Origin of the sequence: Sorangium sp. So ce363 (assembly GCF_051520435.1) — a bacterium.
In the GTDB taxonomy this organism is placed as follows: domain Bacteria; phylum Myxococcota_A; class Polyangia; order Polyangiales; family Polyangiaceae; genus Sorangium; species Sorangium cellulosum_B.
The window spans coordinates 8,655,578-8,669,354 of record NZ_CP150333.1; the positions used below are offsets into that span (position 1 = coordinate 8,655,578).

Sequence of the window (13,777 nt, forward strand, 5' to 3'; positions counted from 1 at the left end):
ACGCTGGGGACCGGCGACGGCGGTGGGAGGAGCCCCGATGGGAAGGCAGATCCAAGAACCGGTCGTGGTCGGCATCGACGTCGGCTCGACGACGGTGAAGGCCGTCGTGCTCGATCCGCAGACGCTCGAGATTCTCTGGAGCGACTACCAGCGGCATCAGACGAAGCAGCCGGAGAAGGTGCTCGAGCTCCTCGAGGTCATCGAGGCGTCGTTCCCCGCGTCGCCGAGGGAGAGCTGGCGGGTGTTCATGACGGGCTCCGGCGCCGCGCCCCTCTGCCCCGGCCTGGGGGCCAAGTTCGTCCAGGAGGTCAACGCGGTCACGCTCGCGGTCGAGAACCTGCACCCGGACGTGGGCAGCGTCATCGAGCTCGGCGGGCAGGACGCCAAGATCATCATCTTCCAGCGGGACGAGAAGACGGGCGACAAGACCGCCGCGCCGTCGATGAACGACAAGTGCGCCTCCGGCACGGGCGCCACCATCGACAAGTGCATGATCAAGGTGGGCCTCCCTTCGACGGAGGTGGTGAAGATCCACTTCGACGACTCGAAGCTCCACCACGTCGCCGCGAAGTGCGGCGTCTTCGCCGAGACGGACATCGTGAACCTCGTGAAGAGCGGTATCCCCTCGACGGAGATCCTCTGCTCGCTCGCCGACGCGATCGTCCTCCAGAACCTGTCGGTGCTGACGCGCGGCTCGACGCTGAAGCACAAGGTGATCCTGCTCGGCGGCCCCAACACCTACCTCCCCTTCCTCCAGGAGTGCTGGCGCAAGCGGATCCCCGAGACCTGGGACGAGCGCGGCTACAGCTGGCCGAAGGACCAGCCGGTCGAGGAGACGATCTTCGTCCCGGAGAACGCGCAGTACTACGCGGCGTTCGGCGCGTGCGTCTACGGGCTCAAGGAGGCGCCGGAGGTCGGCCTCTACGCCGGCAAGTCGGGGCTCATCGAGTACATGACGAACGGCAGGAAGGCCCGGCTCGGCGAGAGCGCGGGCCCGCCGCTCGTGAAGACCCGGAACGAGGTCGACGAGTTCCGGAAGCTCTACAGCATCCCGAGGTTCACGCCGATGAAGCTCGCGCCCGGCCAGGTGGTGCGCGGGGTCATCGGCCTCGACGGCGGCTCCACCTCGTCGAAGGCGGTGCTCATCGACGAGGACGGGAACATCGTCTGCAAGGCCTACCAGCTCTCGAAGGGCAACCCGATCCAGGACGCGAAGGAGCTCCTCTCCCAGCTCCGGCAGTACGTGCTCGATGAGGGCGCGACGCTCGAGGTGCTCGGCTTCGGCGGCACCGGGTACGCGGCCGACGTGCTCCAGGAGTGCATGCGCGCCGACGTCAACATCGTCGAGACCGTCGCCCACATGATGAGCGCGGTGAAGTTCTTCGGCGACGTCGACGTCATCTGCGATATCGGCGGACAGGACATCAAGGTCCTGTTCATGAAGAACGGCGATATCGCGAACTTCCGCCTCTCCAACTCGTGCTCTGCGGGCAACGGCATGTTGCTCCAGGCGATGGCCGACCAGTTCGGCCTGAAGGTGACCGAGTACGCCGACACGGCGTTCGGCGCCGAGCTCGCGCCGAAGTTCAGCTACGGCTGCGCCGTCTTCCTCGACACGGATCGCGTGAACTTCCAGAAGGAGGGCTTCTCGAAGGAGGAGCTGCTCGCCGGGCTCGCCCAGGTGCTGCCGAAGAACGTGTGGCAGTACGTCGTGCAGATCCCGCGGCTCGCGGCGCTCGGCACGCGCTACGTGCTGCAGGGCGGCACGCAGTACAACCTCGCGGCGGTCAAGGCGCAGGTCGATTACATCAAGGAGCGCGTCCCCGGCGCCGAGGTGTTCGTCCACCCGCACACCGGCGAGGCCGGCGCGCTCGGCGCCGCGTTCGAGACGCTCCGGGTCGTGAAGCGCAAGGGCCGGTCGACGTTCATCGGGATCGACGCGGCGATCGCCCTCGAATACACGACGAAGAACGACGAGGAGACGGTCTGCCACTTCTGCCCGAACGAGTGCAAGCGGACCTTCATCGACACGAAGCGGCCTGACGGGACGACGAGCCGCTACATCTCGGGCTTCTCGTGCGAGAAGGGCACGGTCGAGAGCGAGCAGGCGATGCTCGCGCTCGTCGCCGAGCGGAAGAAGATCGCGAAGCAGTTCCCGAACCTCGTCGACTACGAGTCGAAGCTCGCCTTCCGGCACTTCTACGACACGGCGCCGCTCCCCGAGGAAGGCGCGCCGGTGAAGGACACGGTCGTCAAGAAGGGCTTCCTCGGCATCCGCCGGGTGGAGACGACGCGCCCGTTCCGGCGGAGCGGCATCGAGGTGCGGGAGCGCCTCCGCCGCGTCCGCATCGGCATCCCGCGCGTCCTCAACATCTACTCGACCGGCCCGTATTACCGCGCCTACTTCGAGGCGCTCGGCGTCCCCAAGCAGAACGTCGTCTTCAGCGACGCGACGAGCGAGGAGATGTGGGTCGAGGGCGGCAAGTACGGCTCCATCGATCCGTGCTTCCCGTCCAAGGTGGCGCAGGCCCACGTCCACAACCTGCTCTTCCACCACCACACGGACGAGAAGAAGCTCCATTACATCTTCTTCCCCATCCTCACCCATGTGCCGAGCTTCGGCGAAGGGGTGATGGACAAGACGAGCTGCCCGATCGTCGCGGGCGTGCCGGACGTCATGAAGGCGGCCTTCACGAAGGAGGTCGACTTCTTCAAGACGCGCGGGATCGAGTACCTCGATCCCGCGCTCACGTTCTCCGAGATGACGCTGACGGCGCGCCGGATGTTCGAGACCTGGGGCCCGCGGCTCGGCATCACCGAGGACGAGAGCGATCACGCGCACCGCGAGGGGATGCGGGCGCTCTCGCAGTTCGAGCGCGACCTCCAGGACAAGGGGCGGGCGATCCTCGAGACGGTCGAGTCCGAGAACCGGGTCGCCATCCTGATGATCGGGCGGCCGTACCACTCCGACCCGGGCTTGAACCACGGCATCCCGGAGGAGTTCCAGGTGCTCGGTTATCCGATCCTCTCGGTGCGGTCCATCCCGCGCGACATGGAGTACCTCGCGCGGTACTTCAAGGACGAGATCGCGATCGGCCAGCACCCGCTCGACATCAACGACGTCTGGCCGGAGAACTACTCGGCCAACAGCGCGCAGAAGGTCTGGGCGGCCAAGTTCGCCGCCCGCCACCCGAACGTCGTCCTGCTCGATCTCTCGAGCTTCAAGTGCGGCCACGACGCGCCGACGTACGGGATCATCGACAGCATCGTGAGCTCGAGCGCCACGCCGTACGCGGCGCTGCACGACATCGACGCCAACAAGCCGGGCGGCTCGATCAAGATCCGCGTGAAGACGTACGCGCACAGCCTCAAGCTGCACGAGGAGGCGCTCGAGGACGCGGCGAAGAAGAAGGCGCAGCTGGTCCAGCGCATCGAGGAGAAGCGGCTCGAGCTGCTCCAGCTGAAGCGCGACCAGCAGGCGGCGCGCAAGATCACGGATCCCGCGCTCGAGCGGGAGATCGCCGCGCTCGCCGAGAAGGTCCGGAGCTACGTCGCGCCGGTCTCGCCGCCCGAGGCGCCGAAGACGGGCCTCGTGCAGCTCAAGAAGAAGCAGTCCGACGGGACCGTCGTCCCCTTGGAAGCCTGAACCACGTCGAAGGTCGAGGGGGGGACGGCGGGGCCGCCCCTTCCAGCATCCAAGCGAAGGGAAGCCACGCCATGCAACATACGAGCACGACGAGCACGACGACCACGCAGAAGACGCGCCTTCCTCTGGTGGGCGAGGCCCGATCCAACAAGACCGACGTCGACATCGAGGCGGAGCTCAGGGCGTTCGAGGAGGCCGAGCGGGAGCGGCTCGGGCTCAAATCCGAGCGGCGCCAGTGGGTCGACAACATGCTCAAGCCGAAGATGACCAAGAAGGAGCGCGAGAACGTGACGCTCCTCATCAGCGGCCTCACCGCCGCGCAGGACTTCCTGTGCGAGGGCGCGCTGAAGGGCCTCGGCTACAACGTCCACTACTTCGGGATGAGCGACAACGCGGGGCTGCAGACGGGCAAGGAGTTCGGCAACCGCGGGCAGTGCAACCCGACGTACTTCACGGTCGGCGGCCTCGTGAAGTACCTCATCGACCTGCGCGACAAGCAGGGGATGTCGACCGAGGACATCATCAAGAACTACGTGTTCCTGACGGCGGGCGCGTGCGGGCCCTGTCGGTTCGGCATGTACGTGACCGAGTACAGGAAGGCGCTCCGCGACGCCGGCTTCGACGGCTTCCGGGTCATGCTCTTCCAGCAGACGGGAGGCCTCTCGCAGGCGACGGGCGACGACGTCGGGCTCGAGATGAACCCCGCCTTCTTCATCGCGATCATCAAGGCCATCGTCTGCGGCGACACGCTGAACGCGCTCGGCTACCGGATCCGGCCTTACGAGGTCGAGCCGGGCGCGACGAACCGCGCGATGGAGAGCGCGAAGCGCATCCTCTACAAGGCTCTTTACGAGCAGACGAACGTGTTCAAGGCGCTCTACGAGGCGCGCAAGGAGTTCGAGGGCGTCCGGGTGGACAAGCTCCGGCCCAAGGCGAAGACGTCGATCATCGGCGAGTTCTGGGCGATGACGACCGAGGGAGACGGCAACTACGCGCTGCAGAAGTTCCTCGAGAGCGAGGGCGGCGAGAACGACATCCAGCTCACGACGGCGTGGCTGCTCTACAACATCTGGGAGTGCGCCCGAGACACCCGCGAGCGGCGCGACCTGCGCGGCGCCGACGAGGGCAATTACGGCCTCGCCAGCCTGGACGAGTTCGGCGTGGCGAAGCGCCTCGCGACCATGCGCCTCGCCGAGGGCGCGCTGCGCGTCGGCTTCCAGGCGTTCGCGCTGCCGCTCGGCCTGCTCGACTACCACCTTCCGGACATGGAGCTCGTGGCGGAGGTGGCGAAGGACTACTACTCGAACGACCTCCGCGGCGGCGAGGGGCACATGGAGGTCGGCAAGCTCATCGTGAACGCCGTGAAGTCGAAGGCGCACGTGACGGTGAGCGTGAAGCCGTTCGGCTGCATGCCCTCGTCGGGCGTCTCCGACGGCGTCCAGTCGCTGATCACGTCGCGCTACCCCGGGACGATCTTCTGCGCGGTGGAGACGAGCGGCGACGGCGCGACGAACTTCTACTCGCGCATCCAGATGTACATGTTCAAGGCGCGCATCCTGGCCGAGCAGGAGCTCACCCGCGCCTACGAGGAGGCCGGCGTCACGGAGGCCGAGGTGCGCGCGTTCCTCGCGAGGAACCCGAAGTACGCGAGCCCGCTCCACCACGCGCCGCACCGCGTCGCCGGCTCGGCCGCCAACCTCGTCTACGAGGTGGCGCCGCTCATCAAGCAGACGGCCGCCGAGCGCGCCCTGGGCAAGGCCAGGGCGGCGGCGGGCGCGCTCCGCGACGCCGTGATGGCCGCCCCGGCCAAGGCGAAGGCGGCAGCGGAGTTCCTCACGGATCCGGAGACGCTCGCCCGGGCGCGCGAGGACGTCGCGCTGATTCGCGACATCGTCGGCGGCAAGGCCGCGGAGCGCTTCAGCCCGCTGGTCAAGCGCCTGGCCGGCAAGGCGTACTTCGAGAACAACCCCGAGGTGCGCCACGTGAGCCACGCGGCGAACAGCGTGGAGCCCATCGCCGCGGAGTGAGGCGGACGAGGCGGACGCCGCCGGGCGAGCTGCGCCCGGCGGCCCCCTCGACCTCTCCGCGCCTCTCCGCGAGCGCCGCGCCGCGCCGCCCCGCCCGCCGCGCGCCGTCCGGCCGCGACGCACGCGCGAAATTCTGCTAGATATCGCGCGCCATGACCGAACTGCGCTCGTTGTCTCCCGATGCTCTTGCCTCGCTCACCCGTGAGCTCGAGGCGCGTTTTGCTGCCTTTGAAGCCCGCGGCCTCAAGCTCGACATGACGCGCGGCAAGCCGTCGTCCGAGCAGCTCGACCTCGCGAACGGCATGCTCGCGCTGCCCGGCGCGGGCGACCTCGTCGCCTCGGACGGCTCGGATACGCGCAACTACGGCGGCCTCGACGGCCTGCCCGAGATGAAGGCCATCTTCGCCGAGATGCTCGAGGTCCCCTCGGAGCAGGTCATCGTCGGCGGGAACAGCAGCCTGACGATGATGCACGACGCGGTGGTCCGCGCGCTCATCCACGGCGTGCCCGACGGCAGCGGCCCCTGGGTGAAGCAGCCCAAGGTGAAGTTCCTGTGCCCGAGCCCCGGCTACGATCGTCACTTCGCGATCTGCGAGCACCACGGCATCGAGATGATCACGATCGACCTGCGCGACGACGGTCCGGACATGGATCAGGTCGAGAAGCTCGTCGCCGAGGACGCGGCCATCAAGGGCATGTGGAGCGTGCCGAAGTACTCCAACCCCACCGGCACCACGTACAGCCCCGAGGTCGTGCGCCGGCTCGCCAGCATGAAGACGGCGGCCCCCGACTTCCGCCTCTTCTGGGACAACGCCTACGCGGTCCACGACCTCTACGCCGAGGGCGACCCGCTCGCGAACATCGTGCCGGCGTGCCAGTCCGCGGGCCACCCCAACCGGCCGATCGTCTTCGCCTCCACGTCGAAGATCTCGTTCGCCGGCAGCGGCGTCGCCGCCATGGCGGGAAGCCCCGCGAACGTGGCGGACGCGAAGAAGCACCTCGGCATCCAGACCATCGGTCCGGACAAGGTGAACCAGCTGCGGCACGTGCGCTTCTACAAGGATTACAAGGGCTTGCTGAGCCACATGCAGCGGCACGCCGAGCTCATGCGGCCCAAGTTCGAGGCGGTGACGACCACGTTCGAGCGCGAGCTCGGCGGCAAGGGCATCGCCACCTGGACCTCGCCGCGCGGCGGCTACTTCGTCAGCCTCGACACCCTCGACGGCTGTGCGAAGGAGGTGGTGCGCCTGGCCAACAAGGCGGGCGTGAAGCTGACGGGCGCCGGCGCGACGTACCCGTACGGCCGCGATCCTCGCGACCGCAACATCCGGGTCGCGCCCTCGATGCCGCCGCTGGATCAGATCCGCGTCGCCATGGACGTCGTCGCGGTCTGTGTCCAGCTCGCGAGCGTCCGCAAGCTCGCTGGCTGATCGCCGTCATCGCCGTCATCGCCGTCATCGTCGCTCGCCCGCATTGCGATCGACGCACCGCAGTGCAAGGGTGGGCGCTCCCTCTCGGAGCGCCTCACCATGCAGCAACTCACCCTCGAAGGTCAGCAGAGAGTTTCCGACCTGTCACAGCGCTATTTCGTCAGCACCGACGCGGTGATGACGTTGTTGCAGGCGCTCGTGAACGGCCATGGAACGATGGCGCAGTTCTACCACCCCGAGCTGGGCGGCGGTGGGCAGTGGATGCAGGGCGGCATGACCATGGTCGGGGACATGTTCAACAACGGTCTCAAGGCCAAGGTGGACGGCCTGTGCTCCGAGCTGTCCAGCCTGCTGGCCAGCCAGCCTTTCGTTCCAGCGCCCCCGAGCTATCCATCGCAGGGCGGTCAGCAGCAGCAGCAAGGTGGCAGCGGAGGTTTTGGGGGATCGCCGGTCAGCCTGTTCGTCCCGGGGTCGGGAGGGGGCTCGGGCAGCTGGTGGCCCGGGGAGCTCGGCGTGCCGAGCTCCAGCGGATCGCAGAACAACGTCCGATATGCCTACTTTCCCGGCGCGCGGCGCCTGGCCGTCGAGGTCAACGGGCGCGTCAGCGTCTATGACACGCTCGATCATCAGATCGGCGGTGTGTCGCAGCAGCAAGGGTCGGGGGCGTCCGTGACGTTCACCAGCCAGTACGGCGTGGTGAGCGTGCTGAGCTTGCCAATCATCTCCGGCGACCTTGCCGTGAAGCAGGCGCCGATCGCCCCGCCCGCTCCGGCGCAAGCGGCCGCTCCGGCGCAGGCGGACGCCGCCCTCCCCCGCCCTGCTCCGGCGCAGGAAGGGGATATCTTCGCCGCCATCGAGCGACTCGCCGATCTGCGGCAAAAGGGGTTCATCACCGAGCAGGAGTTCGCTGCGAAGAAGACGGAGCTCCTCGGCAGGCTCTGAGCGCGAGGCGAGGACGGTCGCCGAGGGCGACCAGGAGCGGGCGGCCAGCGCCGGAGAGGATCGCGCGCCGGACTCCCGTCAGCCCTCACCCGCCATGACAGACCGCTTCGATGTTGTGCCCATCAGGATCACGCACGAACGCGCCGTAGTAGCCCGGGTGGTACTGCGGCCGTAGCCCCGGCGGACCGTTGTCGACGCCTCCAGCGGCGAGCGCGGCCCGGTAGAACGCATCGACGTCGGCCCGCGTCTTCGCGACGAAGGCGACATGCAAGCTTCCCTGCAGCGGGGTTCCCGTGCCGATCCAGAAGTCCGGCTTCCCCTCGGGCCCCAGGCCGGCGTGGGTGCCCGCCCCCCCGGTCATCTCCGGCGTGATCTCCATCACGAGCCCGTAGCCAAGAGGGGCCAGGGCCGCCAGATAGAAGGCCTTGCTCCGCTCATAATCCGAGACTGGAAAACCGATGTGGTCGATCATCATGCGCGCCATCATCGCCCAGACAGACGCGCGCCAGCCGAAGAAAAGCGACTGCACCTCTGCTCCCAGCGAGGCGCACCAGGCACCGCTGTGCACGGCATTCCGATAGGCCACACGGGATTGCCATCTTCAGCACGAACTCGGCACTGCGCGCCACGGCCGCTCGCGCGCAAACCGCACCATCCGTCCACATGCGAGCTTCTGCCCGGCGCCGCGGTGGCCGACAGGCGGCGCGCTGCCTGGCCTACCGCGCGGGCCGCGCGCTCGCGCGCTCGAGGCCGCGGAGGACCTCCTCGAGCGCTTCCTGGGTGATGAGACCCACGTGCCGGAAGACCTCCCGGCCCCCTGCGTCGAGGACGACGACGCTCGGCACGTGGTGCAGCCCGGCGAAGGGCCCCTCTCCGGCGATCGTCGGGGCGTCCGCGAGCGCCACCGGGTACGGGAGCTTGAGCGCCGCGACGAAGGCCTCGACGAGCGGCCGGTTCTCGCTCGCCTCGAGGACCAGGAGCGCCGCGTTGACGCGCGGCGTGTGATCGCGGAACAGCCCCGCGAGGAACCGCGCCTCCGCCTGAGACGCCACATCGTAGGTCGCGACGAAGCCGATCACGCTGAACCTGCCCGAGAGCGACCCGGTCGAGAGCTCGCGGCCGTCGAGGGTCTCGTACGAGAAGCTCCGCACCGGGCCGGGCGCCGGGGCCGACGCGGCGACCGGCGGCCCCGCCGCTGGCTCCCGGACGGCGTCGCCGCCCCCACCGCAGCCGATCGCGAGCAGCAAGAGCGGCGTGCAGAACGGCGCGAGCGGCCTCATGGCAGCGGATCACCCTCCAGGTGGGCGTCGAAGAGATCAGCGCAGAGCTGCAGCGAGGGCGGGAGCTCGGCGCCCTTGCGCCGCTGCGCCAGGACGGCATGGCACAGCTCCTCGATGACCAGCTTGATCGGCGTGGCCTCGAGCTGCGCGCCGTCGAGCAGGATCCCCGGACCCGGGGCGTCCTCCGCGCGGACGATGGGATCGTGCCGCGCCCAGGCGATGCCATCCTCGGGGAGATAGCGGCACCAGAGCACCCGCACGAAGCGCAGGTAGAGCGGCGTCACCAGCGCCACCACGCGATCGCCCCCCGCGGCGACGCCGCGCAGCGCGAAGCCGCCCGTCGGGCGCGGTGCGTGCTCCCCCCCCTCGATCGCGACCTCGATCCGCTCGCGGCGCCCGGCGTCGCTCTCGACCGACAGGAGCGGGGCATAGATCGCCACCGCAGGCACCTGCAGCTTGGGCGCGTCTTCCGCGAGGACGTCGAGCCACGCCTCGCGCGCCTCGGGGCCGAGCTCCCCGTACACGTGGGCCGCGGCGATGGCCGCCTCGGCGTCGGTCGCGAGCGCGGCGAGCCACTCCCGCCAGGCAGCGAGGATGCGCGGGTCGAGCAGCGCGCCCGACGACGCGGGCAGGCCCTGCGCCGCGCCGTCGGGCGCGGCGGCGTCCAGCGAGGGCTCCTGGACGAGATCGACCGAGCTCGGGTCGCGGCGCTCCGTCATGCCACCCTCAGCGCAGCGCGTCGCGGCGACGCGCCCCGACGTCGCACTCCAGATCGCGCAGGAGCTCGGCGAACTCGTCGCCCCGTCCGAGCGGCGCCGCGAGCGTGATCTCTCCGCCGCGATCCGCGAGCAGGAGCGCGACGCCGTCGCTCGCCTCGACGATGCTCTTCACGAACACGACGTCCGCTGGATGGACCACCACGTGCTGCACCAGCATCCCGGCGCTCGCATCCGCGATCGAGAGGGGGCCGCGCGCGGGCCCGAGCTGCCCCGCTGCCCCCGAGGGCTGCCCGCCGGCCGGAGACGCGGACGCGACTCGCCTGGAATTGCTGTCGTTCCGGCCCATGGACGGCGGAGCTAAGCACCGCTCGCCGGAGGGATCCAGCGGGCACACCCGGCGGGGATGGCCAGCCCCCTCGCCGCGTCAAGATGCCACGTCCCTCCCTCGATCCGCGGGCCCCGTGGCGTTCTCGCGCCCGCCAAAGCGGCGCGAGATCGTCGGGCCGCTCACCTTCACCCTTCATGATTCGCACCGGCGGCTCGCCGGCGGCGTCGTCGGGAGGCGACGGGCCGCGGGCCCGAACCAGACGAGAGCCGACGAGAGCCGACGAGAGCCACCGCCGCGAGCCGGGGCAGGCGGGCTCTGGGGCCCGCGGAGCGCTCGGGGATCGCCGCGCGGGGCGAAAGCGCCGCCAGGGGCGCTACACTCCCGCCGATGTCAGCCTCACGAGCCTGCAGCGAGCGAATGGAGGAGCGCCGCGAGACGTGCCCGGCGCCGCAGCCGAAGACCGCCGTCGATGACGACGAGCGCGAGCACGACGAGCACGACGAGAACGACGGCAAGCTGATCGACCTGCCGCCGCTCGGGCACGACGAGGAAGAAGGGGGCGACGAGGGCTTCGACGACCTCCTGCAGACGCTCGACGACGCGGAGCAGGGGCTCGACGACGCGAACGCGAGCGACCTCGAGATCGGCGTCGAGCTCGCCGTGGACGACGGCGGGACCGGGGAGGACGAGCCCGCGGAAGAAGGCGTCGACGTCGGGGCGCTCCACGAGGGGATCGCGGAGGCCGACGCGAGCACGTGGCTGTCCGAGGAGGCCGTCGAGCAGAGCGACGCCGAGCAGGACGATCTCGACGATCACGGCGGGGCGCACGGCGACGACGGCGGCGCGGAAGGGACGGGAGAGGACCCGGCGGACGACGTGGACGAGGGGGAGCTGCCGGCGCTCGACGCGGACCAGGAGGGCGCCTACGAGGGCGAAGATCTGCTCGCAGAATTGCCCGATCTCCCCGACGACCAGGCCCCCGTCTGGGATGCGCTGCCCTGGGTCGTCGTCGAGGACGCAGGCGCCGCCGTCCCGTGCAGCACGCTCGCGGTGGCCGGCGGCTACGTCGTCGCAGGCAGCGCCGGCGCAGAGCCCGGGCTGACGAGCGAGCCCGCCGCGCGATCGGGAGGTCGCCCGCGCCGCGCGGAGCGGGCGGGCGGCGAGCGCGGGACCGTGCTCGTCGTCGACGCGGGGGCGCTCTCCGCGCGCCGCGCCGGCATCGACACGTCGGCGTCCTCGATCGCGCTGTCGGACAGCGCGATCCTCATCGCCACGCGCCGCGGCAACCTGCTGCTGAGCGACGACCGGGGGAAGAGCGCGAGCACGCTCGGCGCGTGGGGCTCGGGCGGCGCGCCGGTGACGCTCGCGACGACGCCGGGGCGCCTGTGGGTGCTGGCCGGCAAGACGCTGTGGTCGCCCGCGGCCGGCGCGGTCGTTTCACCGCCGGAGACCGGCTCCGCCGTGGCCGCGGGCTCGCCCCGCCGCGACGGCGCGCCGTCTCCATCGAAGGGCGCGCTCTCCCTGTCGCCCGGGCCCGCGCTGCGGGACGGCGTGCTCCGGATGAGCGCGAGCGAGGGGGTGATCGTCGCGCTCACGAGCGCGGCCGAAGGACCACAGCTCGAGCGGCTCCGCGGCGACGACGAAGGCTCGCCGGTCGTGCCGCTGTCGGGAGCGGCGCGGCGCGCGGCCGAGGCCGACGACTGCAGGCTCGCAGCGGCGGCCGGCGGGCGCTCGATCGCGATCTCCGGCGCCGGGCTCCTCTGCGTGTCGCGCAACGGCGGCGAGACCTTCCGCGTGCTGGAGGGGCTCGCGGTGGTCGTCGCCCTCGCCTTCGCAGGCGACCACAAGACCTCACCGCTGCTCGCGCTCGTCGCGCGCGAGGGCGAGCGCCGGGCGCAGCTGGTCCACGTGCCGTCGAACGCCGCCCCGACGCTCGTCGCCGAGCTCGGGGCGACGCGCCCCGGCGCCCCCGAGGAGGAGGCCGCGTCGATCGGACCGGCGGCGATCGCCTGGGACGCGTCGCGCGAGATCGTGTGGGTCGCGTGCTGGGCGGGGCTCGTCGCGCTCACGCGACAGAGAAAGCACTGACGGTCGTCCTCCGCCTCGCGAGCGGCGCGCTCAGCCGCCGACGAACGACGCGTGCAGCAGGCGCTGCGCGGCCGCGACGTCCGCGGCGTCGACGAGGGCGCCGAGGCGCAGGGGGCCCGCGACCATGAACCGAGGCGCGATGCCGGCGCGCCCGAGGACCTCCACGAAGCGCGCGAGCGGCTCCGCCGTCGCGGAGAGCCCGTCGCCGACGACGCTGACCGCCGCGAGCCCCTCGACGAGCTCGAGCGACGGCAGCAGCGCGGCGAGCTTTCGCCTGGCCCCCTGCCACTCGGGCACGTTGAGGAGCGGGATCACGAACGCGCCGCCGCCGTGACCGAAGGAGAGATCCCGGAAGCCCAGCCCGAGCTCGCCCGCCACGCGGAGGACCTCGTCGAGCCGGAGCCCGCCGTGCGCCCGCGCGAGGACGACGTTGCCCTCGGCGACGATCGCGCGCGCCGCGAGCGCCGGAGGCGCCGAGCCCGGCGCGAACCGGCGCACCACCGTCTCCCGCGCGCCGGGGCCGGCGTCGAAGGTCGACCGCGCGACCAGGGCCACGCCGGAGCGCCGCGCCCACTCGACCGCCTGAGCGCAGACGACCTTCGCGCCGCACTCGGCCATCTCCTGGAGGACCGCGCAGTCGAGCTCGGGCAGGTGACGGGCGTCCGGGACGACCCGAGGGTCGGCCGAGTACACGCCGTCGACGTCGCTGTAGATCTCGCAGCGCTCGGCGCCCAGCGCCGCCGCGAGCGCCACGGCCGTGGTGTCGGAGCCCCCGCGGCCGAGCGTCGTGATCTCGCGGCGGTAGCTCATCCCCTGGTAGCCGGCGACGATCACGATGCGGCCGCGGGCGAGCTCGTCCTCGATGCGGAACGGGCGGACCTCGATGATGCGCGCGTCGAAATGGCGATCGTTCGTGAGGATGCCGGACTGGGAGCCCGTGAACGAGATCGCCTCGAAGCCCCGGGCCTGGATGGCGATCGAGAGGAGCGCCATCGAGACGCGCTCGCCGGTCGAGAGCAGCATGTCGAGCTCGCGCCGGGGAGGATCCGCGGCCGCGCTCGCCGCCTGCCGGGCGAGCGCGAGCAGGCCGTCGGTGGTCTTGCCCATCGCGCTGACCACGACGACGACGTCGTTACCGGCGCGCTTCGCGGCGACGACGCGCTCGGCGACCTTGCCGATCCTGTCGACGTCGGCGACCGATGAGCCGCCATACTTCTGCACGATGATCGGACGGCCCGCCTTCGCGGGCGAGGCGCCCGGCTCGCACGGCGAGCCCTCCTGCTGGGCGCGGTTCGACGGCTGCTCGGCCATGCTGCA

At 70.7% G+C, this 13,777-nt stretch carries 10 protein-coding genes; 5 read left to right on the forward strand and 5 right to left on the reverse strand.

Translation table 11 applies throughout. The annotated features are described in order from the left end of the window. Positions 1-37 precede the first annotated feature (37 nt). From WMF12_RS32525 to WMF12_RS32540, 4 genes are all read left to right on the forward strand, one after another. Complete coding sequence (locus WMF12_RS32525) at positions 38-3,646, forward strand: BadF/BadG/BcrA/BcrD ATPase family protein (protein ID WP_437851649.1); 3,609 nt, start codon at positions 38-40, stop codon at positions 3,644-3,646. A 71-nt stretch (positions 3,647-3,717) separates the two neighbouring features. Continuing rightward, positions 3,718-5,673 (forward strand): 2-hydroxyglutaryl-CoA dehydratase, encoded by a 1,956-nt coding sequence (locus WMF12_RS32530; RefSeq protein ID WP_437851651.1) that lies wholly within the window; start codon positions 3,718-3,720, stop codon positions 5,671-5,673. 152 nt (positions 5,674-5,825) lie between these two features. After that, complete coding sequence (locus WMF12_RS32535; protein ID WP_437740540.1) at positions 5,826-7,103, forward strand: aminotransferase class I/II-fold pyridoxal phosphate-dependent enzyme; 1,278 nt, start codon at positions 5,826-5,828, stop codon at positions 7,101-7,103. A 99-nt stretch (positions 7,104-7,202) separates the two neighbouring features. After that, complete coding sequence (locus WMF12_RS32540) at positions 7,203-8,045, forward strand: SHOCT domain-containing protein (protein ID WP_437851654.1); 843 nt, start codon at positions 7,203-7,205, stop codon at positions 8,043-8,045. An 85-nt stretch (positions 8,046-8,130) separates the two neighbouring features. On the opposite strand, the gene WMF12_RS32545 is transcribed toward WMF12_RS32540, so the two are convergent. From WMF12_RS32545 to WMF12_RS32560, 4 genes are all read right to left on the reverse strand, one after another. After that, positions 8,131-8,517: a VOC family protein gene (locus WMF12_RS32545; protein ID WP_437873913.1), complete on the reverse strand. Its 387-nt coding sequence runs from the start codon at positions 8,515-8,517 to the stop codon at positions 8,131-8,133. Between the two features lie 244 nt (positions 8,518-8,761). Next, complete coding sequence (locus WMF12_RS32550; RefSeq protein ID WP_437851655.1) at positions 8,762-9,325, reverse strand: TlpA family protein disulfide reductase; 564 nt, start codon at positions 9,323-9,325, stop codon at positions 8,762-8,764. Further along, a complete protein-coding gene (locus WMF12_RS32555; protein WP_437740548.1) occupies positions 9,322-10,044 on the reverse strand; it encodes a hypothetical protein in 723 nt (240 codons plus the stop codon). Before WMF12_RS32555 ends, WMF12_RS32550 begins: the two co-directional genes overlap by 4 nt. Positions 10,045-10,051: 7 nt before the next feature. Further along, complete coding sequence (locus WMF12_RS32560; protein WP_437740549.1) at positions 10,052-10,390, reverse strand: DUF4911 domain-containing protein; 339 nt, start codon at positions 10,388-10,390, stop codon at positions 10,052-10,054. A 369-nt stretch (positions 10,391-10,759) separates the two neighbouring features. On the opposite strand from WMF12_RS32560, the gene WMF12_RS32565 reads away from it, so the two are divergent. Beyond that, positions 10,760-12,460, forward strand: a complete 1,701-nt coding sequence (locus WMF12_RS32565) for a hypothetical protein (protein ID WP_437851657.1) — start codon at positions 10,760-10,762, stop codon at positions 12,458-12,460. Between the two features lie 30 nt (positions 12,461-12,490). On the opposite strand, the gene WMF12_RS32570 is transcribed toward WMF12_RS32565, so the two are convergent. Beyond that, a complete protein-coding gene (locus WMF12_RS32570) occupies positions 12,491-13,771 on the reverse strand; it encodes an aspartate kinase (protein WP_437740551.1) in 1,281 nt (426 codons plus the stop codon). Between the last annotated feature and the right edge of the window lie 6 nt (positions 13,772-13,777).

What these genes read in the sequence shown, in the direction of transcription:
- WMF12_RS32525 (WP_437851649.1), top strand. Translation starts at nt 38, where the DNA reads ATGGGAAGGCAGATCCAAGAACCGGTCGTGGTCGGCATCGACGTCGGC.
- WMF12_RS32530 (WP_437851651.1), top strand. Translation starts at nt 3,718, where the DNA reads ATGCAACATACGAGCACGACGAGCACGACGACCACGCAGAAGACGCGC.
- WMF12_RS32535 (WP_437740540.1), top strand. Translation starts at nt 5,826, where the DNA reads ATGACCGAACTGCGCTCGTTGTCTCCCGATGCTCTTGCCTCGCTCACC.
- WMF12_RS32540 (WP_437851654.1), top strand. Translation starts at nt 7,203, where the DNA reads ATGCAGCAACTCACCCTCGAAGGTCAGCAGAGAGTTTCCGACCTGTCA.
- WMF12_RS32545 (WP_437873913.1), bottom strand. Translation starts at nt 8,517, where the DNA reads ATGATCGACCACATCGGTTTTCCAGTCTCGGATTATGAGCGGAGCAAG.
- WMF12_RS32550 (WP_437851655.1), bottom strand. Translation starts at nt 9,325, where the DNA reads ATGAGGCCGCTCGCGCCGTTCTGCACGCCGCTCTTGCTGCTCGCGATC.
- WMF12_RS32555 (WP_437740548.1), bottom strand. Translation starts at nt 10,044, where the DNA reads ATGACGGAGCGCCGCGACCCGAGCTCGGTCGATCTCGTCCAGGAGCCC.
- WMF12_RS32560 (WP_437740549.1), bottom strand. Translation starts at nt 10,390, where the DNA reads ATGGGCCGGAACGACAGCAATTCCAGGCGAGTCGCGTCCGCGTCTCCG.
- WMF12_RS32565 (WP_437851657.1), top strand. Translation starts at nt 10,760, where the DNA reads ATGTCAGCCTCACGAGCCTGCAGCGAGCGAATGGAGGAGCGCCGCGAG.
- WMF12_RS32570 (WP_437740551.1), bottom strand. Translation starts at nt 13,771, where the DNA reads ATGGCCGAGCAGCCGTCGAACCGCGCCCAGCAGGAGGGCTCGCCGTGC.